Annotated in this window: 21 protein-coding genes and 6 tRNA genes; 16 read left to right on the top strand and 11 right to left on the bottom strand. The window is 46.7% G+C overall.

Annotated elements, in window-relative coordinates; genetic code table 11:
• Positions 1-2: 2 nt before the first annotated feature.
• Positions 3-590, top strand: coding sequence for a dCTP deaminase (gene dcd / locus E8M12_RS07415; RefSeq protein WP_136735454.1), 588 nt, complete (start codon positions 3-5; stop codon positions 588-590).
• 101 nt (positions 591-691) lie between these two features.
• On the opposite strand, the gene E8M12_RS07420 is transcribed toward dcd, so the two are convergent.
• Positions 692-1,606, bottom strand: a complete 915-nt coding sequence (locus tag E8M12_RS07420; protein WP_136735455.1) for a gluconeogenesis factor YvcK family protein — start codon at positions 1,604-1,606, stop codon at positions 692-694.
• A gap of 519 nt (positions 1,607-2,125) precedes the next feature.
• Here E8M12_RS07420 and E8M12_RS07425 point away from each other — a divergent pair.
• From E8M12_RS07425 to E8M12_RS07445, 5 genes are all read left to right on the top strand, one after another.
• A tRNA-Ala gene (locus E8M12_RS07425) sits at positions 2,126-2,201 on the top strand.
• 156 nt (positions 2,202-2,357) lie between these two features.
• Positions 2,358-2,433, top strand: a tRNA-Glu gene (locus E8M12_RS07430).
• Between the two features lie 103 nt (positions 2,434-2,536).
• Positions 2,537-2,612 (top strand) — tRNA-Glu (locus tag E8M12_RS07435).
• 114 nt (positions 2,613-2,726) lie between these two features.
• Positions 2,727-2,802, top strand: a tRNA-Glu gene (locus E8M12_RS07440).
• A gap of 78 nt (positions 2,803-2,880) precedes the next feature.
• Positions 2,881-2,956, top strand: a tRNA-Glu gene (locus E8M12_RS07445).
• 364 nt (positions 2,957-3,320) lie between these two features.
• Here the strand turns inward: E8M12_RS07445 and E8M12_RS07450 are convergent.
• On the bottom strand, positions 3,321-3,935 hold the full coding sequence (locus E8M12_RS07450) for an arylesterase (protein WP_136735456.1): 615 nt from the start codon (positions 3,933-3,935) through the stop codon (positions 3,321-3,323).
• Here E8M12_RS07450 and E8M12_RS07455 point away from each other — a divergent pair.
• Positions 3,934-4,641 carry an ABC transporter ATP-binding protein gene (locus tag E8M12_RS07455; RefSeq protein WP_136735457.1) on the top strand — a complete coding sequence of 236 codons (708 nt, stop codon included), beginning with the start codon at positions 3,934-3,936 and terminating at the stop codon, positions 4,639-4,641. The two genes, E8M12_RS07450 and E8M12_RS07455, sit on opposite strands and share 2 nt — an antisense overlap.
• The gene (locus E8M12_RS07460; protein ID WP_246034049.1) at positions 4,641-7,151 is read left to right on the top strand and encodes an ABC transporter permease; all 2,511 of its coding nucleotides are present in this window, start codon (positions 4,641-4,643) and stop codon (positions 7,149-7,151) included. Before E8M12_RS07455 ends, E8M12_RS07460 begins: the two co-directional genes overlap by 1 nt.
• A 37-nt stretch (positions 7,152-7,188) precedes the next feature.
• Here E8M12_RS07460 and E8M12_RS07465 read toward each other — a convergent pair whose 3' ends face one another.
• Positions 7,189-8,091 (bottom strand): TIGR01777 family oxidoreductase, encoded by a 903-nt coding sequence (locus E8M12_RS07465; protein WP_136735458.1) that lies wholly within the window; start codon positions 8,089-8,091, stop codon positions 7,189-7,191.
• 196 nt (positions 8,092-8,287) lie between these two features.
• On the opposite strand from E8M12_RS07465, the gene E8M12_RS07470 reads away from it, so the two are divergent.
• Entirely contained in the window at positions 8,288-9,382 is a 1,095-nt protein-coding gene (locus tag E8M12_RS07470) for an AI-2E family transporter (RefSeq protein ID WP_136735459.1), read from the top strand.
• Entirely contained in the window at positions 9,379-10,218 is an 840-nt protein-coding gene (locus tag E8M12_RS07475) for a polysaccharide deacetylase family protein (RefSeq protein WP_136735460.1), read from the top strand. Before E8M12_RS07470 ends, E8M12_RS07475 begins: the two co-directional genes overlap by 4 nt.
• Here the strand turns inward: E8M12_RS07475 and E8M12_RS07480 are convergent.
• The 5 genes from E8M12_RS07480 to E8M12_RS07500 all read right to left on the bottom strand — a co-directional run bounded on the left by E8M12_RS07480 (position 10,215) and on the right by E8M12_RS07500 (position 14,040).
• Complete coding sequence (locus E8M12_RS07480; protein WP_136735485.1) at positions 10,215-10,511, bottom strand: YciI family protein; 297 nt, start codon at positions 10,509-10,511, stop codon at positions 10,215-10,217. The two genes, E8M12_RS07475 and E8M12_RS07480, sit on opposite strands and share 4 nt — an antisense overlap.
• Before the next feature lie 4 nt (positions 10,512-10,515).
• Positions 10,516-11,106: a septation protein A gene (locus tag E8M12_RS07485; protein WP_136735461.1), complete on the bottom strand. Its 591-nt coding sequence runs from the start codon at positions 11,104-11,106 to the stop codon at positions 10,516-10,518.
• A 90-nt stretch (positions 11,107-11,196) separates the two neighbouring features.
• On the bottom strand, positions 11,197-11,868 hold the full coding sequence (locus E8M12_RS07490) for a sulfotransferase (RefSeq protein WP_136735462.1): 672 nt from the start codon (positions 11,866-11,868) through the stop codon (positions 11,197-11,199).
• Positions 11,855-13,081: a M24 family metallopeptidase gene (locus E8M12_RS07495; RefSeq protein WP_136735463.1), complete on the bottom strand. Its 1,227-nt coding sequence runs from the start codon at positions 13,079-13,081 to the stop codon at positions 11,855-11,857. Before E8M12_RS07495 ends, E8M12_RS07490 begins: the two co-directional genes overlap by 14 nt.
• A 191-nt stretch (positions 13,082-13,272) precedes the next feature.
• Positions 13,273-14,040: a hypothetical protein gene (locus E8M12_RS07500; protein ID WP_136735464.1), complete on the bottom strand. Its 768-nt coding sequence runs from the start codon at positions 14,038-14,040 to the stop codon at positions 13,273-13,275.
• Positions 14,041-14,250: 210 nt separating this feature from the next.
• Here E8M12_RS07500 and E8M12_RS07505 point away from each other — a divergent pair, with 210 nt between their 5' ends.
• Positions 14,251-15,450, top strand: a complete 1,200-nt coding sequence (locus E8M12_RS07505; RefSeq protein ID WP_136735465.1) for an exonuclease SbcCD subunit D — start codon at positions 14,251-14,253, stop codon at positions 15,448-15,450.
• Entirely contained in the window at positions 15,447-18,518 is a 3,072-nt protein-coding gene (locus E8M12_RS07510) for an AAA family ATPase (protein WP_136735466.1), read from the top strand. Before E8M12_RS07505 ends, E8M12_RS07510 begins: the two co-directional genes overlap by 4 nt.
• 86 nt (positions 18,519-18,604) lie before the next feature.
• On the opposite strand, the gene E8M12_RS07515 is transcribed toward E8M12_RS07510, so the two are convergent.
• Entirely contained in the window at positions 18,605-20,977 is a 2,373-nt protein-coding gene (locus E8M12_RS07515) for a carbohydrate binding family 9 domain-containing protein (protein WP_136735467.1), read from the bottom strand.
• 257 nt (positions 20,978-21,234) lie between these two features.
• Between E8M12_RS07515 and E8M12_RS07520 the strand changes: the two genes are divergently transcribed.
• Together E8M12_RS07520 and E8M12_RS07525 are read left to right on the top strand one after the other, a co-directional pair.
• Entirely contained in the window at positions 21,235-21,963 is a 729-nt protein-coding gene (locus E8M12_RS07520; RefSeq protein ID WP_136735468.1) for a DUF599 domain-containing protein, read from the top strand.
• A complete protein-coding gene (locus tag E8M12_RS07525; RefSeq protein ID WP_136735469.1) occupies positions 21,963-22,469 on the top strand; it encodes a DUF2919 family protein in 507 nt (168 codons plus the stop codon). The genes E8M12_RS07520 and E8M12_RS07525 overlap by 1 nt, the downstream gene beginning before the upstream one ends.
• Positions 22,470-22,517: 48 nt before the next feature.
• On the opposite strand, the gene E8M12_RS07530 is transcribed toward E8M12_RS07525, so the two are convergent.
• Positions 22,518-23,378 (bottom strand): MBL fold metallo-hydrolase, encoded by an 861-nt coding sequence (locus tag E8M12_RS07530; RefSeq protein ID WP_136735470.1) that lies wholly within the window; start codon positions 23,376-23,378, stop codon positions 22,518-22,520.
• Between the two features lie 51 nt (positions 23,379-23,429).
• Positions 23,430-23,894 (bottom strand): ribonuclease HI, encoded by a 465-nt coding sequence (gene rnhA / locus E8M12_RS07535; RefSeq protein ID WP_136735471.1) that lies wholly within the window; start codon positions 23,892-23,894, stop codon positions 23,430-23,432.
• 223 nt (positions 23,895-24,117) lie between these two features.
• On the opposite strand from rnhA, the gene dnaQ reads away from it, so the two are divergent.
• Together dnaQ and E8M12_RS07545 are read left to right on the top strand one after the other, a co-directional pair.
• On the top strand, positions 24,118-24,864 hold the full coding sequence (gene dnaQ, locus E8M12_RS07540) for a DNA polymerase III subunit epsilon (protein WP_136735472.1): 747 nt from the start codon (positions 24,118-24,120) through the stop codon (positions 24,862-24,864).
• 146 nt (positions 24,865-25,010) lie between these two features.
• Positions 25,011-25,087, top strand: a tRNA-Asp gene (locus tag E8M12_RS07545).
• Positions 25,088-25,185: the final 98 nt, after the last annotated feature.

The following is a 25,185-nucleotide window of genomic DNA, read 5'->3' on the forward strand; positions in this document are numbered from 1 at the left end:
CCATGAGACTTTGTGACAAAGATATTGAAGCCTTGTTAGAGGCTGGAAAAATTCGTATTGAACCGCGCCCTGACTCCAGCATGATATCCGGTGTCAGTGTGGATATATGCCTCGGCAATAAGTTTCGGGTGTTTGAAGATCACACCGCGCCTTATATTGATTTAAGTGGCCCGAAAGCCGAAGTGCAAGATGCAATGAATACGCTGATGAGTGACGAGATCCACATCGAAGATGGCCAGGCCTTTTTCCTGCATCCGGGTGAGCTTGCCTTGGCGGTGACGCATGAGTCGGTGACCTTGCCAGCAGACATTGTTGGCTGGTTAGATGGTCGCTCTTCTCTGGCTCGCTTGGGCCTTATGGTGCATGTAACGGCACATAGAATCGATCCCGGTTGGTCTGGGCAAATTGTACTGGAATTTTACAACTCCGGGAAACTGCCATTAGCGTTACGACCGAAAATGAAGATCGCGGCCCTTAACTTTGAAACCATGTCTGGTGAAGCATTACGCCCGTATAACAAACGTAATGATGCCAAATACAAAGATCAAAAAGGCGCTATTGCCAGTCGTATCAGCGAAGACAATAGCTAACGCCGAGTTCAGACATTAGCAAGGTTATCCCTGCTTTCACCAAACGGTGAGAACAGGGATGTCAATAAAACCATTCAAGCATTTTAATGCCAATATAAGGTTTAGCCGTTAACGACGTCGGAGTCTTCAAACGTCAGGCCACTAGCGCATTCTTCCAATACCGCCAATAAACGCTGTTTATCGTGGTAATCCTTGTTGTCACTATCACTCAAATTCCGACAAAGTACATTGACCTTTTCTGATGTCGCTGTTTTGTCTTGCGTGATCACGGTGTCGATGGGTAAACATCCGAGATTTTTTTGCAACCAGTTCAGCTTATCGTCCAGCAACAGGCGGCCGGCGGGACTGTCTTCCTGATTTATGTTATCGATAAGCACGCACTGACCTGTGCGCTTTTCAATTGCCGAGCGAATATCATTAACCAGCAAGGGTGGCAGAACGCTGGTCAGGAAGCTGCCAGGTCCGAGAATGATCAGATCGGCGTTTTCAATGGCGATCAGACATTCCGGAATCGACTTTACCAGAGGTGCCAGCATTAGCTTGCTAGGCATTGCAGGCATATCATCGACGGAAATCTCACCCACTTTACAGCGACCATGCTCGTAAAACGCTAATAGATCGGTAGGTGTCTCAGACATCGGGTAGACCTTGGTTTTTACCCGCAGGATGTTTGAAATTAAATTAATGGAATCCAGTGGCCGGCTCTGAATTTCATTCAGGCCAAATAATATTAAATTACCAAGATTGTGACCACCGAGCTCGTCATTGCCATCAAAACGGAAATTAAATAGCTGGTTACCGACGGAATCGGGTTCAACGAGCTGGGTGAGGCAATTGCGTAAATCTCCCCAGGCGATAGAACTGGTTCTTTTTCTGAGTTTGCCGGTGGAACCACCGTTATCGGTTGTGGCAACGATGCCAGTAAGCTGATCAGATAAAAAGGAAAGGGTAGAAAGGACTCGACCAAGTCCGTGACCACCACCGATGGCCACCACATTTAATTTTTGTAAGCGCATAAATTAGTTTACCTAATAAGCCAAGAATACTGCGCAACATAAGACTGGCGTAGAAAAATAATGGTTAAGGCTTTCGCATACATAGTTATAGGAGTTATATGCGTGCTTAACAAGGTAAAAGTCTTAATTGTTGTCACAGTGTTATTTAACGATAATTGCCTGTTAATTTCCACTGCTGCGCTCAGGATTACCAGTGATTTCGTGTGTAATTATGTAACTCACTAATAAACGGTGATTTTTTACTCAACTGATCATCCTTTCTTTTATCTGCTTTGGTAAGGGAGTCTATAAAACCTATCTCGATTGTCGTACTATTTTAATAAATTAGTAACGGGTTTCGCTGGTTTTTGGGGTTCAAATTATATAAAAAAACAGCAATGCGATGAATTAATAATCGGTTGGTGCTTTTTTTCGTGATTTTTACGATTTTCTTCAAAAAAACTGTTGACTCTTACCAGCACCCTGCTTAGAATTCGCCTCGCTTTCAACGAGTAAGGTCGCTCAAGAGAGTAGTGTTCTGGGGCTATAGCTCAGCTGGGAGAGCGCTTCGCTGGCAGCGAAGAGGTCTGCGGTTCGATCCCGCATAGCTCCACCAGAATTCTTTCAGTTTGGTTTTACCAGACTGTGACTTTGGCAAAAGTCGAGCAGATTGAGGTGTCAGTCTGTAGAAGGTGAATGTAAGATTTGAAGTACCTTATGTTCTTATGCAGATATACTTAGTTAGTCCGATGATTAATTAACTATCATTTGTGTCCCCTTCGTCTAGAGGCCTAGGACACCGCCCTTTCACGGCGGTAACAGGGGTTCGAATCCCCTAGGGGACGCCACTTCATCGAAATAAGTTGTACCGTTATCAGGTAATACAAGTTCTAGTGCCGGTGAGTTTTACTCATCCACGCAAATTTTCTGAATACTAGTCAGGAATTCTGCGTCCCCTTCGTCTAGAGGCCTAGGACACCGCCCTTTCACGGCGGTAACAGGGGTTCGAATCCCCTAGGGGACGCCAACTTATTTCAACTACAATTAGGTGACTTGTTCTGGTGCCGGTGAGGTTTACTCATTTCGCAAAATCATCAAGTTCATTGTTTACCCGTTTGGGTAAGTGAAGAAAGATTTTTGCGTCCCCTTCGTCTAGAGGCCTAGGACACCGCCCTTTCACGGCGGTAACAGGGGTTCGAATCCCCTAGGGGACGCCACTTAATTGCAATTATCCAAGGTCTCATCTGGAAACAGGTGACTTGTCGCGGTTTTTGATAAATCAACACAAAATTCGCGTCCCCTTCGTCTAGAGGCCTAGGACACCGCCCTTTCACGGCGGTAACAGGGGTTCGAATCCCCTAGGGGACGCCACTTTTTCGAAAGTACAAAATAGCCGACGTAAGTCGGCTTTTTTGTGCCTGTAAGAAAACCCCTTAGATACCTTAACACTCACACTGCATTTTTCGACATGGCAACAGATTGTAGTTCCCGTATTTAATCGATTGCTACGAGATGTTAATTTCCCGCGGATTGGCCAAGGCCCAATCTAAATGAGCATTCATGCTTTTTGTGCAGCATTCCGTTGGAAGCTTATACTTCCGATAGAACAATCATAACGGGTTGTTTTTAATTGTTTATATTATGGAAACCAAGCAGAAAAATTGCACCGAAAGTCGCAGGGATTAACGTGGCTGGATTTAACTTGGATGAAATCGTGATCTTGTATAGGGCAGGGTTATTTGCCAATAACCCCATCAAGTAGTGCCTGCATTCGTTTTGCTAACTGTGGCTGCGCCTCTTTGGTCGGATGAATACCATCAGCCTGCATTAGTTCTGCGTTTACGGCGACGTCCTCAACAAAAAATGGGATTAACGTGCTTTGCGTTTGCCTGGTCACGTCGATAAATACGTCATTAAACATTTTATTGTAACGTTGCCCGTAATTTGGCGGTATTTTGATCTCGCTGACGATGACCTCGATGTTTTTCTTTTGTGCAAGCTCAATCATTTGTAACAAATTATTTTTAATCAGTTTCGGAGGAAAACCGCGCAAGCCATCGTTGCCGCCAAGCTCTATCAGTAAATAGTCGATCTCTTCGGTTGCCAGTATTTTCGGGAGCCTGGCCAGGCCACCATCGGTTGTTTCGCCACTGATACTGGCGTTAATGAGGCGATAATTGGCCTGATCCTGCTCGAGGTTTTGGTTTAATATCGACACCCAACCTTCATTTTCCTGCATCCCATAACTTGCACTCAGGCTATCACCTAGTAGTAGAATAGAATACTGAGCCAAAACTGGGTTGGCGAACGTACAACTCAACAGAAACAACCAAGGGATAAATTTTTTCATGCTTCAGGATCCTGATTTAATATTACAATGTCGACAAGTTACCAAGCAGGTTACGACCGGCGAGAAAACACTCGATATCTTACAGCCTATTGATTTACGCGTAAAACCGGGAGAAACGGTCGCGATAATCGGCGCATCCGGGTCCGGGAAAACGACGTTACTGTCACTACTGGCTGGCTTGGATACACCATCTCAAGGAGAAATTTACCTTAAAAATGAGCCACTTCACAAGTATGACGAAGAACAACGTTCGGCAATCCGAGCCAAACATGTCGGTTTTATCTTCCAGTCATTCTTATTAATCAATAGCCTTACTGCACTGGAAAATGTGATGTTGCCGGCAGAACTGGCGGGGGATGAGCAGGCTCAGCAACGAGCTATGGATATGCTGGAGAAGGTTGGGTTGGCCGACCGCGCCGAACATTTTCCGTCACAACTTTCCGGTGGTGAACAACAGCGAGTCGCAATCGCCCGAGCCTTTATCAGTTCTCCGGATATCTTGTTTGCCGATGAGCCTACCGGTAACCTGGACAGTAAAACCGGTGAAACGGTGAGCAAGTTATTGTTTGAGTTGAATCAACAACAAGGCACGACCCTGGTGTTGGTTACCCATGATAATGAGCTAGCCGCCCAGTGCCAGCGCCAATTATTGATGCATGCCGGGGAGTTACAGGAAACGGTTAAAGCCATGGCCGAGGTCGTATAATGATGTCGGTTTGGGCAACACAATCCTGGCGCTTATTCCGTCATGAACTCAAACGCGGTGAGCTGACGATTATCGCTATCGCATTAATTATCGCCGTTGCCAGTGTCTTCAGCCTGTCTGGTTTTTCAGCGCAAATTAAATCGGCACTGATCCAGCAAAGTAATAGTTTTATTGCCGCAGACAGGGTGTTACAGTCGTCACGGCCTGTTGATGAGAAATTCCTGGCAAAAGCCGATGAAATGGGGCTTGAGCAGGCACAGCTACTGCAGTTTTCGTCGATGGTGTTTGCTGGTGATGATATGGTGCTGGGATCCGTGAAAGCGGTCAGTAATGGCTACCCGCTACGCGGCAATCTGTTGGTCGCTCAGCCTGACGGCGCTGGCTCGCTGCAGGTCAGTGTGGCTCAGGTACCGACATCAGGATATGCCTACGTGGGTGAATCCTTGTTGCGAATTCTCGAACTTAACGTTGGTGACGGTTTTGAACTGGGTAACAGCGAGTTTGTCATCGCCGGAGTGATCGATAAAGAGCCAGACGCTTCGTTTAGTGTTTTCACATCGGGCCCCCGGGTCATCATCCACATGGATGATGTCGCGGCCACCGGCATCGTTCAACCGGGCAGTCGCCTGACTTACAAATACCTGTTTGCTGGTGAAAGCATCGAAGAGTATTCCCGGTGGGCGAAACCACAGGTGCTGGAAACCCAGCGTTTTCGCGATATTAAGGGCCAACAAAGTCCACTGGCTAATGCCCTGAACCGCGCCGAAAGCTATTTGTCCCTGGCCAGCATGTTAGGCATCATCCTGGCAGCGGTTGCCGTTTCTGTGGCCTCACGCCGTTACGGTCAGCGTCATCAACCGATGGTTGCGGTATATAAATCGATAGGCGCTTCGTCTTTTTTTATCCGCAAACTTTATCTCTTGCATTGGGGGGCACTGGCAGGCATTTCGATTCTGGTTGGCCTGCTGATTGGTTATGGCATTCAATACCTCGGCATTCAATTTATGGCCGATGTTGTCCCTGACGTAACGTTGACCCTGTCTGCCTATCCCTTGTTGGTGGCAATATTTACCGGCGTTATCTGCGCGGTGGCATTTGCGATCGCGCCAATGCGTCAATTAATTGCCACTCCGGCGATTTCCGTTATTCGCGGCTTTGCAGGCTTTGAACGCAGATTAACCTGGCTCGAACGGATGCCGCCATTGCTCGCCGTCGTTGTGTTGTTATGGTTATTTAGCCAAAACCTGCTGTTGACTGGTGCCCTGATCCTGGGGGCGGCGGTTATTGTCTCGATTTTACTGGTAGTCGGACACCTGCTAATTAATGCCGGACGTTCGGTAGGAAGCCAGGCAGGGCAGGCGTTTCATTTGTCGATGGCAAATTTAAAACGCCGCGCAAAAGCCAATCAGGTGCAGTTGGTCAGCTTCACGATTGCCATTCAACTGTTGTTGCTAATGTTGGTTGTACGCAATGACCTGATTGATGAATGGCAGGCGCAACTGCCAGACAATACCCCGAATCAGTTTTTGGTTAATGTCAGCCAATCGCAGGTTCCTGCGGTTGAGGCGTTTTTGCAGCAACAGGGGCTGGTTGCCAGTGATTTGTATCCTATTGTGCGCGGACGCTTGTCAGCGATCAATGAAGAGCAAGTACGCCGCCGGGTGTCAAAAGAACAAGAGGATGCGAGTGAACAGGGAAGACGCGGTATTGGCCGCGAACTGAACCTGACCTGGCATCGCGATATCCCAAAAGAAAATGAAATAGTCGATGGCACCTGGTTTGATAACGACAACCCGAAAGCTGAAGTTTCCGTGGAACAGGAACTGGCGAAACGTCTGCAAATAGGGGTTGGCGACACGCTGACGTTTCAGATTGGTAGTGAGTCAGTCACCATGCCGGTGACCAGCATTCGCACCGTAAACTGGCAGTCAATGCAACCGAACTTTTATATGATTTTCTCAGAATCGGTATTAGCGGATTTTCCCGCGACCTATATTGCCGCTATCTATGTACCCGGGTTACAGAAGAGCGAGTTCCAGGACTTTCTGCAGCAGTATCCAACGATTAGCATAATCGATGTAGACGCTATCATCGCCCAGTTGCGTACCGTTATCTCTCAGGTGTCACTGGCGGTAGAGTTCATCCTGATCCTGGTACTCATTGCTGGTGCCCTGGTTCTGATAGCTCAGGTGCAGGCAAGTATGGAAGAACGGGAGCGAGAGTTAGCAATCCTGAGAACCTTAGGCGCAAAAGGTAGCCTGCTGACCAATAGCGTGTTACTGGAATTTGTGATTCTCGGTGCTATTGCCGGGGTACTAGGCAGCCTGTCGATGGAAATTGGCGTTTTTATCCTACAGACCCAGGTATTCGATATGAGCGTCAGTATTCACTGGCCATACTGGATCTTGGGGACGATATTGGGCGCAGTCGTTGTTGGTGTGCTAGGCATGGCGTCCTGTTACCGATTACTGAAATTATCGAGCCTGACCTTAATTCGTCGAACATTATAGTTCTTACCTAAAATAAAGCCGGCTACTGCCGGTTTTATTATTTAAAGATCTGTTGCAAAGCGTCCTCTAGTTCAGAATATTTGAACATAAAGCCAGCTTTGAGCAGGGCGATTGGTAGTACACGCTGGCCATAAAGCAGCAGGTCGGCCATCTCACCGAATAACCCCCTTAGTACAAAAGCCGGCATGGTAGCAAAATCGGGCCGATTTAAGCTGCTTGCCAGGGCTTTACTGAACGCTTTGTTGCTGACTGGATTTGGCGCCGTCATATTCACTGCGCCCTTTATATCCTGATGTTCAATCAGAAATTGCATGGCATCCACCATGTCCTGGATGTGAATCCATGACATGATTTGCTTACCATCGCCGAGTTTGCCGCCAAAACCGAGTCGGTATGCCGGGATCATTTTTGCCAGGGCACCACGATTACGGTCAAGTACAATACCGGTTCTTAATAAGCAAAGGCGGGTATGATTCTGGCAAAGGCGAGCCTTATCTTCCCAGACTTTACAGACCTGATGGCTGAACTCGGGGTAAACCTCGGTGAAATCCTCGTCAATATCCTGATCTCCCTGTCGTCCGTAGTAACCAATAGCGGAACCCGACAAAAAGCACTCAGGTGGTGACTCACTATCACTAATCAACTTGCTTAATTGCTCAGTGAGCTGCCAGCGACTTTGGCAGATTTTCTGCTTTTGTTTGCGACTCCAACGTTGTTCGACCAGAGGTTGCCCCGCCAGGTTAATAACAATGTCGACATCATTAAAATTTGCAAATGCCTGTAAGTCATTAACAACCGTAAGGGCAGCGACATTGATATCCGATGCCATAATCGGCGTGTGTTGTCGCGATAATACGGTAAAGCGATATTGATCCTGATAGGTGCGGATAAAATGACTGCCGATAAGGCCAGTACCGCCGGTGATGAATACATGTTTCATGGAATAATCACTCCTTACGTTAATAAAGTTAGCGCAACTTAGCATTACTGCTCGGAAATATTGATTTAACAAGGTTTTTTACTGTGATAAGCCAACATCCTAAAGCGGGGGTATTAGCCATTTTTAATGTCACTGCGGATGACTTACCAAGGGCGAAATTATTTGCTAAGGTATTGAAAAAACAATTGGAAACGTAATGAGTCAGGAAACACAGGGAACATCTACCGACAGTGGCGTGGTGCGGGTCATATTCATCCTCGCATTACTGGTGATTATCTTAGCGGGCATTAAGGTCGCCAATCAGCTTTTGGTCCCATTTCTGTTGTCGATTTTTATCGCCATTGCCTGTAATCCACTAGTAAATAAACTGGTTGCCTGGCGGGTACCGAAAACCCTGGCGGTGATACTGGTCATCGCTATGTTCTTTGGCGCTGGCTTTCTGCTTGCTGGCGTACTCGGTAACTCATTGAATGAGTTGTCACGACTGATGCCGGAATATAAAGCGCAAGTGAGCGAAAAATTTGCCGGACTTCTCGATATCCTCGCCGCTAACAATGTCCAGGTATCAAAGGGCTTTATTATGCAGTATCTGGATCCTGGCAAGGCTATGGGCTTTGCGGCGAATATGCTGTCCAGCTTCGGCAATATTATGGCAAACCTGTTTTTCATTATCCTGACCGTGGTATTTATGTTGTTCGAGTCCTCCTCGATCCCGACCAAGCTGCATCTGGCGTTTCAGGACCCACAAATGAAGATGCAACAGATTGATAAATTCCTGTCCTCGGTAAATCAATATCTGGCCATAAAAACTGTGGTTAGTATTGGTACCGGAGTCCTGGTTAGTGTGATGCTTTGGGCTTTTGGCCTGGACTTTTATATTCTCTGGGGGGTTGTCGCCTTCTTATTTAACTTTATCCCGAATATTGGTTCTATTATTGCTGCCGTACCCGCGGTATTACTGGCGATGATCCAGTTGAATTTACCCATGGCGGGTTTTATCGGTTTGGGCTATATCCTGATAAACACGGTGATGGGCAACATTGTTGAACCGCGCTATCTGGGACGTGGCCTCGGGTTGTCGACTTTGGTGGTTTTTCTGTCATTAGTATTTTGGGGTTGGTTACTGGGCACGGTCGGCATGCTACTGTCAGTGCCGCTAACCATGATCATCAAAATTGCCCTGGAAAACTCCGCAGAAGGGCACTGGTTCTCCGTTTTGCTCAGTGATTCACATGGTGTCGATTCGGAAGTTAAGCAGTTAAAACAACAAGGTGAAGAGCAACAGGCGTGATAAAGGCTATTGCACAGGCTAAAGCAAAGCCGAAAGTCATATTTAGGTTTGCCGTTGCGGTGAGCTCTTTGCTCGTTACAACTATCGTTAATGGCAACCAGGAGCCGAAGATAGAGTGGCCAGACAAACGTCAGGCAGCGGTGAGCTTAAGCTATGACGATGCGCTTGCCAGCCATTTAGATACGGCATTACCTGAATTAAATCGACATGGCTTTAGCGCCAGTTTTTACCTGACCTTAGCATCGCCCATTGTACGGAGTCGCCTGTCTGAATGGCGTATGGCTGCGAAAATGGGCCATGAGCTCGGCAATCACAGTTTATTCCATGGTTGTTCGAAAGCGCTGCCGGGCAGGGAGTGGGTTGCTGACCACTTAGATTTGTCGCGCCGTTCAGTGGATGACGTGGTGGCGGAAATTCGCCTTGCCAACGATTATCTGTTTGCCATCGACGGCTTAACACAGCGCACCTTTACCCCACCATGTAATGACGTAACCGTTGCAGGTAACCAGTCTATTTTAACCCATTTAAGGCAGGACTTTGTTGCGATAAAAGGGCATTATCCAGACTTTACCGACCTGGTTAATGAAACCTGGGCCCCGGTTAGCGTGTCAGGTGAAGAGCTGATCGCCTATGTCGAACAGCAGGCCAGGGAAGGTGGGGTGATCAATATTATTTTCCATGGTATTGGCGCTGACCACCTGAGTGTCAGTGCAATGGCTCATCGAATGTTATTAGACCACCTGAAACAGCATCCGCGGCGTTACTGGGTTGCCAGTTATCGCCGCATCATGGAACATGTCGGCGCGCAATCAACACGCCACTTTGATGGCAATTAAAAAACCCGCTTAAAAGGTTTGACGATCACCGATTTGTATACGCCAGCGGCAATGTAAGGGTCTGCTTCTGCCCAGGTTTTCGCTTCTTCCAGGCTTGCAAATTCAAGTACTAGCAAAGAACCTGTAAAACCCGCCTCGCCAGGATTTTCATCATCGATGGCCGGACATGGGCCTGCCAGGATCAGGCGGCCCTGATCCTGTAGGTTCTTTAATCTGGCCAAGTGCTGGTCCCTGACCGATAAACGCAACGCTAAGCTATTTTCATTGTCTTCGCTAATAATCGCATACAACATCTTGTTATTGTCCTGATTCTTCATTATTGCTGATTGACTTGCTGACATCAGTCTGTGGCTGCTCGGGCTCAGGTTCGATGTGCTTGTAAATCAACAGCAATGAACCGAGTGCAAACACAAACGTCATAATGGTTAATCCAAACACTTTGAAATTAACCCAGGTTTCCTGGCCAAAGTTAAACGCTACATAGAGGTTAAGCAGGCCACAGACCAAGAAGAACGCGACCCAGGCATAATTGTAGCGAGTCCATATTTTTTCCGGCATGCGGATAGACTCGCCAAGCATGGTTTGCAACAGGTTCTTTTTGAAAAATGCCTGGCTGACCCACAAGCCTACGGCAAAAAAGACGTTAACGATGGTGACTTTCCATTTGATAAAGGCATCGTTTTGAAAAATCAGCGTCAAGGCCCCGAAAACGGCAATCAGGCCAAACAGCCACCATTGCTTTTGCGGAATTTCCTTACCCTGTATTTTCATCACGATCATTTGTAACGCGGCGGCGACAATTAATGCGCCTGTTGCCCAGTAAATATCGACCATTTTATAGACGACAAAGAAGATTATGAGTGGAATAAATTCAAAGAATGCGGTCATAGTTATTAAATACTTTGCTTCAGTTAGCTTTATTCTAGCGAAACATCCGGTTTCAGACTACAGCCATTATCGACAAAAGTGTAAGTGAGTTTATCGATACAGGGTTTTAAACAAATCTTCGCTGCGGCCATTACGGGTAGAGTCGATTTTTAATGGATGCTTTAGATCATTCCATTTGGTGACTTTACCGCCTTTATTGACATGGGGGAACGGGGCAGGGGTCATTGGGTGGTCAATCAAGGTCGCTACCGATTGCCACCACAGTGGGTCATTTGCCTGTAATCGTAAAAAATCCTGATCACGCTCGGCAAAATAGCTCACTACTTGCTGTTGATGTTGATAATAACAATCAAGCAGGTATTGATCCTGACTAAGCTCAGCTTCGCTATATTGCCCAAAAACCTCCCCATAGCAACGCTTTAGAATCGGGTTAAAACCGCCATCCTGGCGCTGTAAATTTTTTTGCATGCGCAATAATAATTGCCGTATCGAAGGGAGCCACTCATCCGGATTACGTTCAAGATAGACAAAGCGGGCATCTGGATAAAGCCGATCCAGTCTGGCGTAGTCGCTAAAAACCGGAGTATCGGCAATGACCTTTGCCCGGGCAAAGGTTTCCTGGGTGTATGCCGTATGGGCAACGGTGAAACCCTGCTCGAGCATCGCCAGACAAAAGCTGGTGGTGGCCGTTCTCGGTAAACTGACCACGAATAGCTTTTCAACAGATGGCTGTTGCGATGATTGTGGGTTATTCGATGCCATAACCAAAGGGGTTGTCAATGCTATGGGATGGTTCGGTAAACCATTTAGGACCAGAGTCAGTCATGTAAAAGTGGTCTTCAAGGCGTACACCAAACTCACCGGGAACACATAACATCGGCTCATTTGAAAAACACATGCCCGCTGCCAACGGGGTTTGTTCATTACCAACCAGATACGGCCATTCATGGATATCAAGGCCAATACCATGCCCGGTACGATGCGGCAACCCCGGTAACTGATACTCAGGACCATAACCAACCGAGGCCAGGTACTGGCGAGCAGCGTTATCCACATCTGCACAAGGATGGTTTAATTTTGCTGCGGCGAAGGCGGTTAATTGCGCAGTTTTTTCATGTTGCCATACCTCGCGCTGCCTGGCACTCGCCTCGCCAAATACGTACGAACGGGTGATATCAGAATGGTAACCAAACAGTTCACATCCGGTATCAATTAGCACCATGTCGTTTTCAGCCAGGGTCTTTGGATTGGCAACACCGTGGGGATAGGCGGTGTCTTCACCAAACAATACAATACAAAAATACGAACCATTGTGGGCTCCGAGTTTTCGATGGGCAGCATCGATAAACTGTTCGACTTCAGTGACACTAATCCCCGGATAGAGAATTTTCGCGGCAGCTTGTTGTACTTTTAAGGTGATGTCTTTGGCATGTTGCAGTATCGCAATTTCTTGAGCAGATTTATGCATCCGGCAACCGGCAGTCACTACCTTCGCATCTTGCCATTGATAATCCTTCGTTAACTGGCTGATGCCATTGGTAATAAAAAATGGCGTTGACTCATCAAAAGCAATGGAGCCTTGCTCAATGCCAGCTGTTTGTAACACTGTTAAAAAAGTGTGATAGGGACTTTCGTGCTCATGCCAGCCATGGACCTTGCCCTTGATCGCCATATACTGTTGTAGTGTATCTATTTCAAAAAACGGGGCAATGTATTCGATCTCACCCGATGCCGGCAAAATCGCACCTACCATACGCTCTGAAGGGTACCAGTTGGTGCCAGTGAAATAACTGAGGTTGCTACCGGCATTCAGATAAACCGCAGCAATATTATTCTCTCGCATGATTGCCTGGGCGCGACCGATGCGCTCACGGAATTCATCGTGACTAATACCTTGCAGGTCTTCGCACATGTCGGAAAGCGCGGCTAACTGTTCAGCCGCCGTTGAGCCACCAATACCATAGTGATTGTTCATAATCGTCCCAATTAAAAGGTTGTTTTTATAACTTTTAGAGACGTTATTTTCAGCTAACTGACACGGGTTTTGCAATCTTTAATCGCATTTGCGGTTAATACTTTATAAGGGAGAAATTCCACTGTCGGCTACTGCAACTGGTTTTTATCGTAATGCAGCAGTCCTTAAGTTTTAATAAACCAAATTTAATTTCATTGCCCGGTAAAGTTGCTTGCCTGACTTAACGCGCGTTTAAAGTCTTTTTTCAGATGCGCTTTTAATTGTTTTCGCACAACTTTACTGTCCAGTTGGTTGCGCACACAATGTAATGCCAGGGCATAAACCGTTTGCGATTCGGTTAACATGGTCTGACGATTTGCCGTTGGGCTGTAACAACTACCGCATCCCCCACGAAACTGATAGGCGGTATTTGCCATCATCACCCCGAAGCCAAGATAACAGGCCAGTAAGTCTATGGTTTGATTGCGTAAGTCGGTGCCGCCAGGCGGATTATCGGCTGTTTGTTGTAATAACAACGCGGCGAACCCCTGGGCGAAATTGGCGATCATTAGCTGCGGGTGATTAATCTGTTGTTGTTGATATGGCCAGACGACTGGCTGCCCTCCCTGCATCGAATAGTCCGTGTTAACGACGCGAATATCTGAGCCGCGAAGACCGTCCGGAAAGCTCAGCCTGGGTAAACCATTGTTGTCGGCCGACCCCGTTGATGCGCAACGCAATGCTACCGGCCATTGACGCATCCCCGCATAGTCGGCGGTTCTGGAGAAAATGGCCTGCGCCATTTCGTCGACACTTCCAACCCGGCCTGGGTAGTATTCATTGGTTGGCAAAATACAGCGTGGCTTTAACTGTGGATCGGTACTGACAAAATGTTGTTCTAACCAGAGATAGGCATCATCAATCCAGGCTTTACTTTGTTCATCAATTAAGGGGGTAGGTTTTAATAAATTTGCAAACATCTGCGGACAAAAACGCTTGAGAGCTAATAAGGAATAGCCTCAATTTATCGAACTGGGCGTTAAAGAGCAACTACATCGGCGGCTTATCTCTTATCTGGTTGCCAGCAAAATTTAAAGTAACGACTGCCGGATAAAAACGGCTTGTGATAGACTCATCGTTAACGTGTAAATAGCCTTAATGGCACTAAATCAGGGATTCAAGGGATTGGCATGCGGTTTTTGCATACATCAGACTGGCATATAGGTCGGCTTTTCCAAAATATTTCACTTCTCGATGATCAGCAATTTGTACTTTCCCAAATTAAAGATTATGCCTTGGCTCATAAAGTCGATGCCATTGTTGTTGCCGGCGATATTTTCGACCGCTCGGTTCCGCCGGCGCAGGCGGTGGATGTTCTGGACAAATTTCTGGTCGACCTGCAACAACATAATATTCCGGTAATTATGATCAGCGGTAATCATGACAGCGCCAAACGCCTGCGCTTTGGTGCCAGGCAAATGCGCCTGGCGAATCTGCATATTCTCGCTGATTTGCACCTGGCTTGTGAGCCGGTGATTGTTGCCGGAAAAGATGGTAAAGAAGTCGCGTTTTACGGGCTGCCTTATCATGACCCGGTCGAAGTCAGGGAAGCCTTTGCTGAGGAGATTGCCGAGCATCTGGGCGAAGGTGAGGTTCTGCGGACCTATGATCAGGCACACACGTTTATGGCCAAGCGAATTTTACAGCACCATAAACAACTTGCCGGTATCGCATCCGTGTTAATCAGCCACTGCTTTATTGATGGTGCCAGTGAATCGGATTCGGAACGCCCGTTAGCCATTGGTGGCGCAGACCGGGTATCCTGGCAGCCACTTGCACAGTTTGATTATGTCGCCCTTGGCCATTTGCACGGCCCACAATTTAAAGGTGCGGAACACATTCGCTATTCTGGCTCACCCCTGAAGTATTCCTTTTCCGAGCACCAGCAAAACAAATCCGTCACCCTTGTCGAACTGACAGCCGATAAGCCAGCCCAAATCACCTTGTTACCCCTGCAAGCCAGGCACAACCTTAGGGTGCTGGAAGGGGAACTGGAGCAGCTATTGTTAGCGGCAAAAGATGATGCAAATTTTGACGATTACCTGCTGGTTCGCTTAACCGATAAGCAAAGCCTGTTGGAACCGTTAGCTCGCTTGCGAGGCGTTTATCCTAATGTGTTGCAGATGGAGCGTAGGCAATATTTGGCTGAATACCTATCAGCAAAAGATGGCAAAGACAGCACAGCGCTTAGCGAGCTAAAAAAAGATGAACTCCAGGTTTTTTCAGAGTTTTTCACTCAGGTTACCGACAATCAATTATCAGAATCACAACAACAGATCCTGAAAGACACCATAGAACAGGCCCTGGCAATTGTGGAGGGACGTGAATGAGATTTTTAAGCCTTTCCATTCAGGCATTTGGACCTTTTGCCGACAAACAGGTGATCGATTTTCAGGAGCTTGGCAATTCCCCCCTGTTCTTGATTGATGGCCCGACCGGAGCGGGTAAGTCGTCTATTTTACACGCCATTTGTTTTGCGCTTTATGGTGAGACAACGGATGAAGCCCGTAAAGATTTTGCCGTGCGTTCCGATAATGCCAATGACGACGTGTTGACCCAGGTTGAGCTTACGTTTTCCCTCCGTGATAAACGCTATCGGATTACGCGCACGCCGACCCAGGTAAGGCCGGCAAAGCGCGGTGATGGTTTTACCGAGGAAAAGGCCAGTGCTCACTTTTGCCAGTATCTCGATGATGGCTCTGAAGTGACCTTGGTGGCGAAAAAGAAAAAAGATGCCGATGACATGATTCGTGAAATTATTGGTTTGAGCGTTGAGCAGTTTCGCCAGGTAATGGTATTGCCACAGGGCAAGTTTCGAGAATTGTTATTGGCGAAATCTGATGCCCGGCAATCGATTTTATCGACACTGTTTCAAACCCAGGTGTATCAGAAAATTGAGCAGATCCTCAAAGACAAAGCCGCTCTGATAAAAGGGGATTATGAGCAACTTCAGGAGATGATAAACCAGGCATTAGCGGAAGCTGAGGTTCAGGAATTATCACAGCTGGACAGTCGTCATCAGCAACAGACCGACTTGGTAAAGCGCTTAACCGAACAAAAACAGCAACTGGAAAAAGACCGTCAACAGGCGATCATTGCCTATCAGGATGGTAAAAAACTTGCTCAGGATTTTACTGAGTATGCGCGTTTGCAGCATGCGCAGTCAGAGCATTTACAGCGTCAACAGGAGATGGCGGCCGAACAACAAAAACTGATGCAGGCAGAGCAGGCTGCGCGCATTGAACCGGGGTTTAAAGCGTTACAATCGCAGCAGGCAGATATCAAACAGCTGCAACGGCAAATTGCTGAGTCAAAGCAGCAGGAAGCTAAATCGGCACAGCAGTTAAAACAGCATGAGGCGCAGTTAACAACGGCGCAACAGCAACACCAGCAACGCCAACCGTTGCTGGACCGGCAACAACAATTGGCCAACTTTCAGGAAACATTAGCGGGCTTTGATGTTATCCAACAACAATGTCAGCAAAAACATGCCGCAGAGCAGGACGCGCGGCAAAACATTGTGCAGGCAAAAGCAAAAATTGATGAGTATTCGACCCGAGTAAAAAAGGGTGAAGCGCTAATTCATTCACTGCAACAAAATGTCGATAAATTACCCGATGCTATAGAGCAGCAGGCCGTATTGGAACAACAACTTTCGTTAAGTCGACAGTTGCAGCAGCTTGTTGTCCAGGGTAAACAACTCAACCAGGATATTGGCCGGCAACAACAGCAGGTTAGCCAATGTCAGAAAGCGCTGGAGGCGGAAAACAACGCCTTGATGACACTGGAGTTTAAATGGCACAGCTCACAGGCGGCGATACTGGCGGCGCAGTTAAATCCGGGGGACGCCTGCCCGGTTTGTGGGTCTGTTGAACATCCTGCACCGGCGGAACATGATAACAACCATGAAACGGTCAATAAATCGATGATCCAGGCTCAGCGCCAGCGTTGTGAAGAGCAGCAACAGGCATTGCAATCAGTCCAGGTCGGTTTAGCAACAATCCAGCGTGAGTTGGAGGTTTGTGAGTCTCAACAACAGCAGTTAGGTAAAGAACAACAAGTTTCTGGTGTTAAGATAGCGTCGCTGGCAGAGATAGAACAGGCACTCTGCGAAAATCGTAAAATGATTAATGAATGCAAAGCGGATCAGCAAAACCTGTTGAAAGCCTCGGATAAGTTGCAAGCCATGCAACTTGAGTCACAGCGCCTGGCCACGAATTTGCAACAGTTAGAGCAGTTATTACCGGATCTGGTGGCGGCGAGTGCGACGGCGCAAATGAAGCTTGCTGACACTGAGAAAGGCCTGCCCGAGCAATTTCGTGATAAAAGCGTGCTGGATAAAGCTATCAAAGAGAATCAGCAGGCTTTGGCGTTGTTGGACAGCCAACTTGCTGAGGCGCAGCAAAGGTTTCAACAGGCATCACAAAATTTTAGTGCCATCGCCAGTAAAAAAACGACCCAATTACAACATCTGCAGCAATTGCAGAATAAACTTCAGCTGTTACAACAACAATGGCAGCAACAACTGGCGGCAAGCAATTTTGTCGACCAAGATGACTTTACTCAGGCCTGCCTTGATGAGTTCAGCCTGCGGCGTTTACAACAGGATGTGAATGAATATCAGCAACACGCTAAGACGCTGGCTGATAACCTGCAGTTGCTGGCACAGCGCCTTAACGAAAAATCAGCACCGGATTTAGCTGCGCTGCAATCCAACCTGGATAATGTCGATGGCCGCTATCAGTTGCTGGACAAAGAGTTGAGTCAGGCCGCGATTTCACTGGCAAATTCAGGCAATTTGTTAAAACGGATAGAACAGTACCAAACGCGTCAGCAGGAACACAGGGAAAATTATGAAGTGATCGGTACATTGGCCAATGCCGCCAGTGGTAAAGGTAAGGTCAGGGTATCTCTGGAGCGCTTCGTTCTTGCCGATATCCTTGACAATGTCTTGTCTATCGCCAGCCAGCGATTGCATATCATGAGTAAAGGCCAGTATCGCCTGGTAAGGCAGGCGGAAGAACAACAAAAACGCAATGTTACCGCAGGTCTGGATTTGGCCGTCGATGATGCTCATACCGGGAAAGTCCGGCCGGTGGCAACCCTGTCTGGAGGCGAATCATTTATGGCATCGCTGGCACTGGCGCTGGCGTTGTCGGAAGTAGTGCAGCAACGCTCCGGTGGTATTGAACTGGACACCTTGTTTATCGATGAAGGGTTTGGCAGCCTGGATCAGGAGTCGTTACAACTGGCCATCAATACATTAATCGATTTGCAATCAACTGGCAGGACTATTGGCGTCATTTCACATGTTAATGAGCTTAAAGAGCAAATGGCGCAACGTATTGATGTGCGTAATGATGGCTCGGGCAGTAAAGTACAATTGATTGCGGTCTAGTCTAGCTACGGGTAGCAAGCGTCAGCCTGTCATTAAGAGAATCTCTTACAGCCTGACGCTTTTAGCTTTTCGCTTCTTTAGACCCCTTACATCCAGGCGTAACTGAGTTTTAGAAAGGCGGTTTGATCTTCAGTTTTTACTAACTGTTTTAGAAAGATTTGATCAGGGGTATTGGGTTGCCCAATCGCCTCATAGCCGTCGTTTGAGTATCCCAGGAATAACAATGTCTGAGGATTGATGCGATACGAGTAGATAAGTTGCGCCGCGAGATTTTTTTCGTTGGCGATGTTTTCTGAAAAATCGTAGTCGGCAAAGTAATAGGCCCAGCTGTCATTGCTCAGGTTGATATCGGAATTGCTGTAAACCAGGTTTAGTTTAATCGAACTATTGATATCAAATTGATAGCTGATACGTACATCGGAGACGCGTTCTATGTAGACATTTTTACCGTCAGCATCCAGTTTTGCGTAAGTAAAAGCGAGATTCAATTCGGTGTTTTGATTGAGGTTCCAGGTCGTGGATGGGGCCAGGATAATACCATCACCCAGGCGATCATTGTAATAATCAATGCTGTCACCAAATTCGCCGAAAACACCGACGGCCAGACTAGGTAGCGGCTGGAACACAAAATCGACATTAATTTTATTTAAATCAAATAAGCTAGTATTGCCTGCAATTGCGGTGAGGCGTTGATCAAGACGAAGTCCTACCCGGTTTTCATTAGTAATACTCAGGTATGCAAAGGATTGCAATGGTCCGTAAATACCCAAGTTCGCAATGTAAGATTCGTTAATTAACTCATTATCCTGATTTTCCGTTGACTCATAATGCATACCGAAAAATAAATCTGTCCACCAGGAATTGTCACTGTATACAATGCGCTCGATACTTGAACTCAATCGTTTGATATCGGTTAATGGCATATAACCCATATCGGCTCTGAACCCATTTCCTAAATCCTGATAGTGTGCCTTGATATTCCAGTCCGTACTGCTGTGCTCGAACCCAAGCTTGAGACCGTTGTCCGAAAATGCCCCCTGATTTCTTCCCAGCAAGCTGTTGAGAGCGCAGTAGTCCCCCATGCAGTACTGCATGAAAAGATCGTCTGGGTATTCGGTATCGGAATGCATTATTTGGGCAGTAACGATATTGGAGTCAGTGACTTTATACTTACCATCAACGCCGGTAACGACATTATGGTATTTGTCGCCATTGCGTATTGTCGATATCAGTCCAAAGGAAAGGTCCCGGTTAAAATCGTATCGATATCGAAATGCACTCGACCAACTACCTCCAGCAACCTTAACCGGCAATGAAAATACATTCCCGGGAACGATAAAGTTGGTTTCCTGATCTTTTGCCGAGAATAAGCCGAAGGAATGGTCTCCCTCGCGACCGGTAAGTTTAATACCGACATCGGGATCGACGATGTTTCGTGTATAAACCAGATCAGACTGACTGGAAAAATATTCGGAATTGTCGAGGAAGAATGGCCGTTTTTCATCAAAGTACAAGGCTTCATTCTGGTTGACGGTCAATTGCCCGGCATCGGCTTCAACGGTAGAAAAGTCAGGATTTAATGTCACATTGAAAAGGGTATCGGGTGTAATGCCCCAGCGCAGGTTTAACCCAGGTTCAATGTCATTATCTTTGAGCCAGTCGTGATTTTGATGAATATCATCGGGCTCAGCATAAGAAGCTTTATTTTTATTATGAAGTGCGACAACCGAAGGGGTTATGGTAAGGTTTTGTCCGGTTTTGGCTTCTTCAAATCCTTGCAACTCATCCATTTGGCAAATCCAGCATGGGTTGTCGCGATTGATTTTGAGATGCGAGATTCGCAAGCGTTGATTTCTGGGATACATGCGGATCATTTCAATGCCCCAGGTTTTTAAGTCACTGCCTTGTTTGAAATTAAGTTCACGATAAGGAATGGAAAATTCCACCACATATCCAAAATCGGTGATTTTCCCGTAGGAGTACCAAATACCGTCCCAAAGGTTAGTATTGTCGCCGGTCATCTCATTCTGAATGCCGTCATTTTGGACACCAAACGGGTTTACGAAAAACTTATATGCGAGGCGATGGTCGTTAAAGGTATCGAGTTTGATGCCGACAATATCATCACCCCAGGCCTTATCTCTGTCGCGCAAAAACGCCTGGATGTTTTCAGGTTCAGGATCGTAGGCTTTAAACGCAAAATTAAGCTTTTCACCATCTTCGAAAATATAGACTTCGGTTTTTACCGGGCTAGGAGTGTTGTTAAAAGGGTGGTTGACCACATCGAGATCAACCCGGGTCGCTCGTTGCCATGCCGGTTCGGTTAATTCACCGTCCAGGGATAACTCTCCCTTGATGTGCGGGATAGAAAATTGCTGTTTGGAAAAGGTAAAAAATGAGACGAGAAAAAGACCAACACCTAGGAGGATACTTTTAACGTTTTCCCTGAGCAAAATCATTCAAACTTCCTATTTTTGCTGTTATTTTTATTTTTCCGGGATACCGAAAACGTTTGCTTTTTTATACCGCCATTAGACATTTATGTCAAATTGTAAGCTTTTGTAACATAGTTGTAAAAACTTATTAAAATACAGGGTGTTAATTGTTTTTATCAACCCGGTAGGCGATATTAAACCGTTCGGTAAAAATGTAAACATGGGTCGATTGAAAATTATTTTTTGGGCATAATAGCGGCAGGTTAAACGGAGATTGCACATTGACGGCTTTAGATTTTATTGCGTTATTTATTTTTATTGGCAGTTGGGTAGGTTACACGCAGTTTGCGCGAATTAAAGCCAAAACCACGCCGTGCCTTTCCCGATGTTTACATCAGCATCGAATTCTCTGGATGCGACATATTTTTGACCATGATATCCGAGTCTCGGATGCCGCGATGATTGCCAATCTTGACCGTCATGTAGCATTCTTTGCCTCATCGACCATGCTGGTGCTAGCCGGTGTATTAACCTTGTTTACCCAGGTCGATAATGTGTCCGCCATGTTGTCGGCAATTCCCTATGCTACTGATAAGAGCCCGATTTTGATCCAGATTAAGCTGAGTCTGTTGGTGCTCATATTTGTGTTGGCATTTTTCCAGTTTACCTGGTCGATGCGACAATATGGGTTCGTCAACATTATGATGGGAGCGGCACCTTTTGCCGAGAAAACCCAGAATAAAAACCTTATTGATTACGCCAAGCAAATGGCTGTGGTTCAGGATCAGGCGGGGCACGCCTACAATTATGGTTTACGCTCCTACTATTTTGCCTTGGCAGCACTGTGTTGGTTTTATCACCCGGTACTGTTCATCATTAGTAGCCTGATGGTGGTTTATGTGCTTTATTACCGGGAATTTAAATCCAGGGCATTGCGGGCTATCAAAGCTGGTATCAACAACCTGGAAGAAGATTTCTCTGATTTGTTTCCTGAAGTTGATATTAAATAATGGATAAGAAAGCTGTTCATCCATACGCCGGATACTCAATTCGCGATTTTGACCGCCACCAATGTTTAAAACTGTCCTGGTGGTTTTATCTGGTAATGATTTGTCTGAATAAAGTCTATATCGTTGCAATCCTGTCTTTTGCCAATATGCAGGATAAATTGCAGTTAATTCAATTGGTTTATCCGGTACCTAAGACATTTTACCTGGCCCTGCTGGTATCGGTACCGTCGATTTTATTCGCTTATCTGGTGTTTTTTCGAAAGCCGGAGGCATCGACAATGGTGAGGTGGTTGTGGCCGAAAATGATTTGGCTTGCCTTGCTGATTCTCTCGGCCGAAATCATTCTGTTATTTGCATTATCGTATACTTTGGGCGCTGATATCAGCCCACAACTTTATGGCCAATGGCTGGTAACGGCTATTATCATTGTGCTAGGTGGGATGATCCCCCGGGTGCGCCTGAATTTACAGGAATTTCCGGAGCAACTGGCAGACAATAAGAAATAGCCGTTTGGTTATTGACAGTAGGGCATCAGACTTGCAAGTGTATGATGCTTATGCCATTTGTATCGGTAGTTTGAAATAAACCTGGCCGTTATCGTCGGCATTTGGCAGTTTACCGGCGCGGATATTACATTGTAGTGACGGAAAAATAAGTTTAGGGTTGGCCAATGTCGCATCTCGCTGCTCACGAACCCGAACATAATCCTGCTCAGCAATACCTTCCCGAACCTGTATATTAGCCCGTTTTTGTTCTCCAACCGTACATTTATAGGCTAACTGGCGACCTTGCGGTTGGTAATCATGACACATGTATAACCAGGTCTCATCACCGAGAGCATAAAGCTTCTGAATCGATGCATAAAGTAATTGCGCATCGCCACCGGGAAAGTCACAACGGGCAGACCCTGAATCTGGCATGAACAGGGTGTCGCCAATAAAGGCATGCTTACCAATGACAAACGTTATGCTGTCAGGTGTGTGTCCCGGGGTGTCGAGAATATCGATGGTCAGTTGTCCAAGTTCCAGGCTATCGCCCTCACTCAATAACAGATCGAAGTCATGGGCCTGTTCATTCAGTTGCTTGGCCATATTAAATATCAATTTAAACGTTGATTGCGTTCGCTTAATGTTCGCGCTAACGCCAATTTGACCACCCAGTTCAGATTTCAGGTACGTGGCGCTGGAGATGTGGTCAGCGTGGGCGTGAGTTTCTAAAATGTATTGCAACTGTAATTGCTGTTCATTGATATAAGCAATCAGGGTATCGCTAAATGGTGTGCTTATTTGACAGGCTACCGGATCAAAATCCAGTGCCGGATCGATTATGGCACACTTGCGGGTCACCGGGCAGGAAACAATATAGGTGAGGGTAAATGAATCCTTATGGAAAAATGCTTTAATATCCGGGTACATAACTCGTCCGTGGAAATATTTGAATCGAAAAATTGCCTTAACTTACCTTATTTATTCCTGATAGCCTATATCCTCGAGCAAATTTTTTCCTTCCGCAGCTGTTCTCGCCAGTTCATCGCAGCGTTCGTTTTCCGGATGTCCGGAATGTCCCTTTACCCATTTCCATTGAATTTGGTGGCGCTGGCTTTCCTGATGCAGACGTTTCCATAAATCGGCATTTTTGACCGGTTGTTTGGCAGCGGTTTTCCAGTTGTTTTTAAGCCAGTTGTGAATCCATTGAGTGATCCCCTGACGAACATACTGGCTGTCCGTGGTTAAGGTGATATCACAGCCCTCGGTTAATGACTCTAACGCAACGATGGTAGCTAACATTTCCATGCGGTTATTCGTTGTGCGCTGATAGCCTTGCGATAATTCTTTACGATGTTGCTTATATATAAGGATGGCACCGTAGCCGCCGGGACCCGGATTTCCGAGACAGGAACCGTCGGTATAGATATCGACATGTTTTTTCATAGCTCTTTTATTCTTTCTTTGCTTATCGTTGTTGGCAGTGTAACATCTTACCCGGAACTGTTGTGCGTGTGATACTAACTTTTGTATCCGGCTCTGGAAGTCAGGCGTCAATGTGGCAAAGTTTAATACCCTGCCAGCCGCTATTGTTGCCTTTTATAACAGCAGTACACCACAACAGTTATCATCGCTTTTTTGATTCAATTTAATCAGGTCAGGTGCAGCAATGCAGTCAACGCAAGAACGATTAATTATTCTCGATACAGAAACAACGGGTATTGATCCCAAAGCCGGTCATCGTATTGTTGAGATCGGTTGTGTGGAAATGGTCAATCGGAAACTGACAGGTCGCAGTTACCATGTATATATCAATCCACAGATGGAGATGGAGCAGGAAGTTATTGATGTTCACGGCTTAACCAATGACTTTCTTGCAGATAAGCCGCTGTTCCATCAGGTTGCCAATGAGTTTATCGAGTTTATCCGTGGTGCCGAACTGGTAATACATAATGCCAAGTTCGACGTCGGCTTTATGGATCACGAATTTGCCATGGTAAATCGCGGCCTGCCAATGACGGCCGATATCTGTTCCATTACCGATACCCTGGCGGTTTCAAGGGACGAGTTTGGCTCACCGAAAACCCTTGACTACCTGGCGAAATTCTATCGGGTTGATAAATTAGTGGACCGTACTTACCACGGCGCTTTGATCGATGCGCAACTACTGGCGTTTGTCTATATAGAGATGACGCGCCGGCAAAATACCCTGAACCTGCAACATGGCGACGGTAATGATGGCGATTCGTTAGGCATTCGTCGTTTGGATGCAAATCGAGCCGCGCTGCCGGTGGTAATGGCGGGCACTGAAGAACTCCAGGCCCACGAAGAGCGTCTTGATATCGTCGAGCAGAAGGGGAGTGCGCCTATCTGGCGAGCGTCAGCGGAGCCAATTGAAGCTGAAAAAGCTCAATAAATACGCAAGCTAACAGCAAGTTTTACACATTTGTACGACATTTGTTCAGTCAGCAGGTTTTATCTGAAAAAAGTGTTGACTCATGCAAATCATAACCGTATTATTCCCGCCGCATTCAACGACATGTTGAGCAAAGACCGAGTAGCGGAGTGGTAGTTCAGTTGGTTAGAATACCGGCCTGTCACGCCGGGGGTCGCGGGTTCGAGTCCCGTCCACTCCGCCAAATCTGTCTTTAAATTTGTATCCTTTGTGGAGTGGTAGTTCAGTTGGTTAGAATACCGGCCTGTCACGCCGGGGGTCGCGGGTTCGAGTCCCGTCCAC

Origin of the sequence: Thalassotalea mangrovi (genome assembly GCF_005116735.1) — a bacterium.
GTDB classification, from domain to species: Bacteria; Pseudomonadota; Gammaproteobacteria; order Enterobacterales; family Alteromonadaceae; genus Thalassotalea_A; species Thalassotalea_A mangrovi.

Bases quoted from the DNA above. Each gene is read 5' to 3' on its own strand.
- dcd (WP_136735454.1), top strand. From the start codon at position 3: ATGAGACTTTGTGACAAAGATATTGAAGCCTTGTTAGAGGCTGGAAAA.
- E8M12_RS07420 (WP_136735455.1), bottom strand. From the start codon at position 1,606: ATGCGCTTACAAAAATTAAATGTGGTGGCCATCGGTGGTGGTCACGGA.
- E8M12_RS07455 (WP_136735457.1), top strand. From the start codon at position 3,934: ATGCTTCAGGATCCTGATTTAATATTACAATGTCGACAAGTTACCAAG.
- E8M12_RS07450 (WP_136735456.1), bottom strand. From the start codon at position 3,935: ATGAAAAAATTTATCCCTTGGTTGTTTCTGTTGAGTTGTACGTTCGCC.
- E8M12_RS07460 (WP_246034049.1), top strand. From the start codon at position 4,641: ATGATGTCGGTTTGGGCAACACAATCCTGGCGCTTATTCCGTCATGAA.
- E8M12_RS07465 (WP_136735458.1), bottom strand. From the start codon at position 8,091: ATGAAACATGTATTCATCACCGGCGGTACTGGCCTTATCGGCAGTCAT.
- E8M12_RS07470 (WP_136735459.1), top strand. From the start codon at position 8,288: ATGAGTCAGGAAACACAGGGAACATCTACCGACAGTGGCGTGGTGCGG.
- E8M12_RS07480 (WP_136735485.1), bottom strand. From the start codon at position 10,511: ATGTTGTATGCGATTATTAGCGAAGACAATGAAAATAGCTTAGCGTTG.
- E8M12_RS07485 (WP_136735461.1), bottom strand. From the start codon at position 11,106: ATGACCGCATTCTTTGAATTTATTCCACTCATAATCTTCTTTGTCGTC.
- E8M12_RS07490 (WP_136735462.1), bottom strand. From the start codon at position 11,868: ATGGCATCGAATAACCCACAATCATCGCAACAGCCATCTGTTGAAAAG.
- E8M12_RS07495 (WP_136735463.1), bottom strand. From the start codon at position 13,081: ATGAACAATCACTATGGTATTGGTGGCTCAACGGCGGCTGAACAGTTA.
- E8M12_RS07500 (WP_136735464.1), bottom strand. From the start codon at position 14,040: ATGTTTGCAAATTTATTAAAACCTACCCCCTTAATTGATGAACAAAGT.
- E8M12_RS07505 (WP_136735465.1), top strand. From the start codon at position 14,251: ATGCGGTTTTTGCATACATCAGACTGGCATATAGGTCGGCTTTTCCAA.
- E8M12_RS07510 (WP_136735466.1), top strand. From the start codon at position 15,447: ATGAGATTTTTAAGCCTTTCCATTCAGGCATTTGGACCTTTTGCCGAC.
- E8M12_RS07515 (WP_136735467.1), bottom strand. From the start codon at position 20,977: ATGATTTTGCTCAGGGAAAACGTTAAAAGTATCCTCCTAGGTGTTGGT.
- E8M12_RS07525 (WP_136735469.1), top strand. From the start codon at position 21,963: ATGGATAAGAAAGCTGTTCATCCATACGCCGGATACTCAATTCGCGAT.
- E8M12_RS07530 (WP_136735470.1), bottom strand. From the start codon at position 23,378: ATGTACCCGGATATTAAAGCATTTTTCCATAAGGATTCATTTACCCTC.
- rnhA (WP_136735471.1), bottom strand. From the start codon at position 23,894: ATGAAAAAACATGTCGATATCTATACCGACGGTTCCTGTCTCGGAAAT.
- dnaQ (WP_136735472.1), top strand. From the start codon at position 24,118: ATGCAGTCAACGCAAGAACGATTAATTATTCTCGATACAGAAACAACG.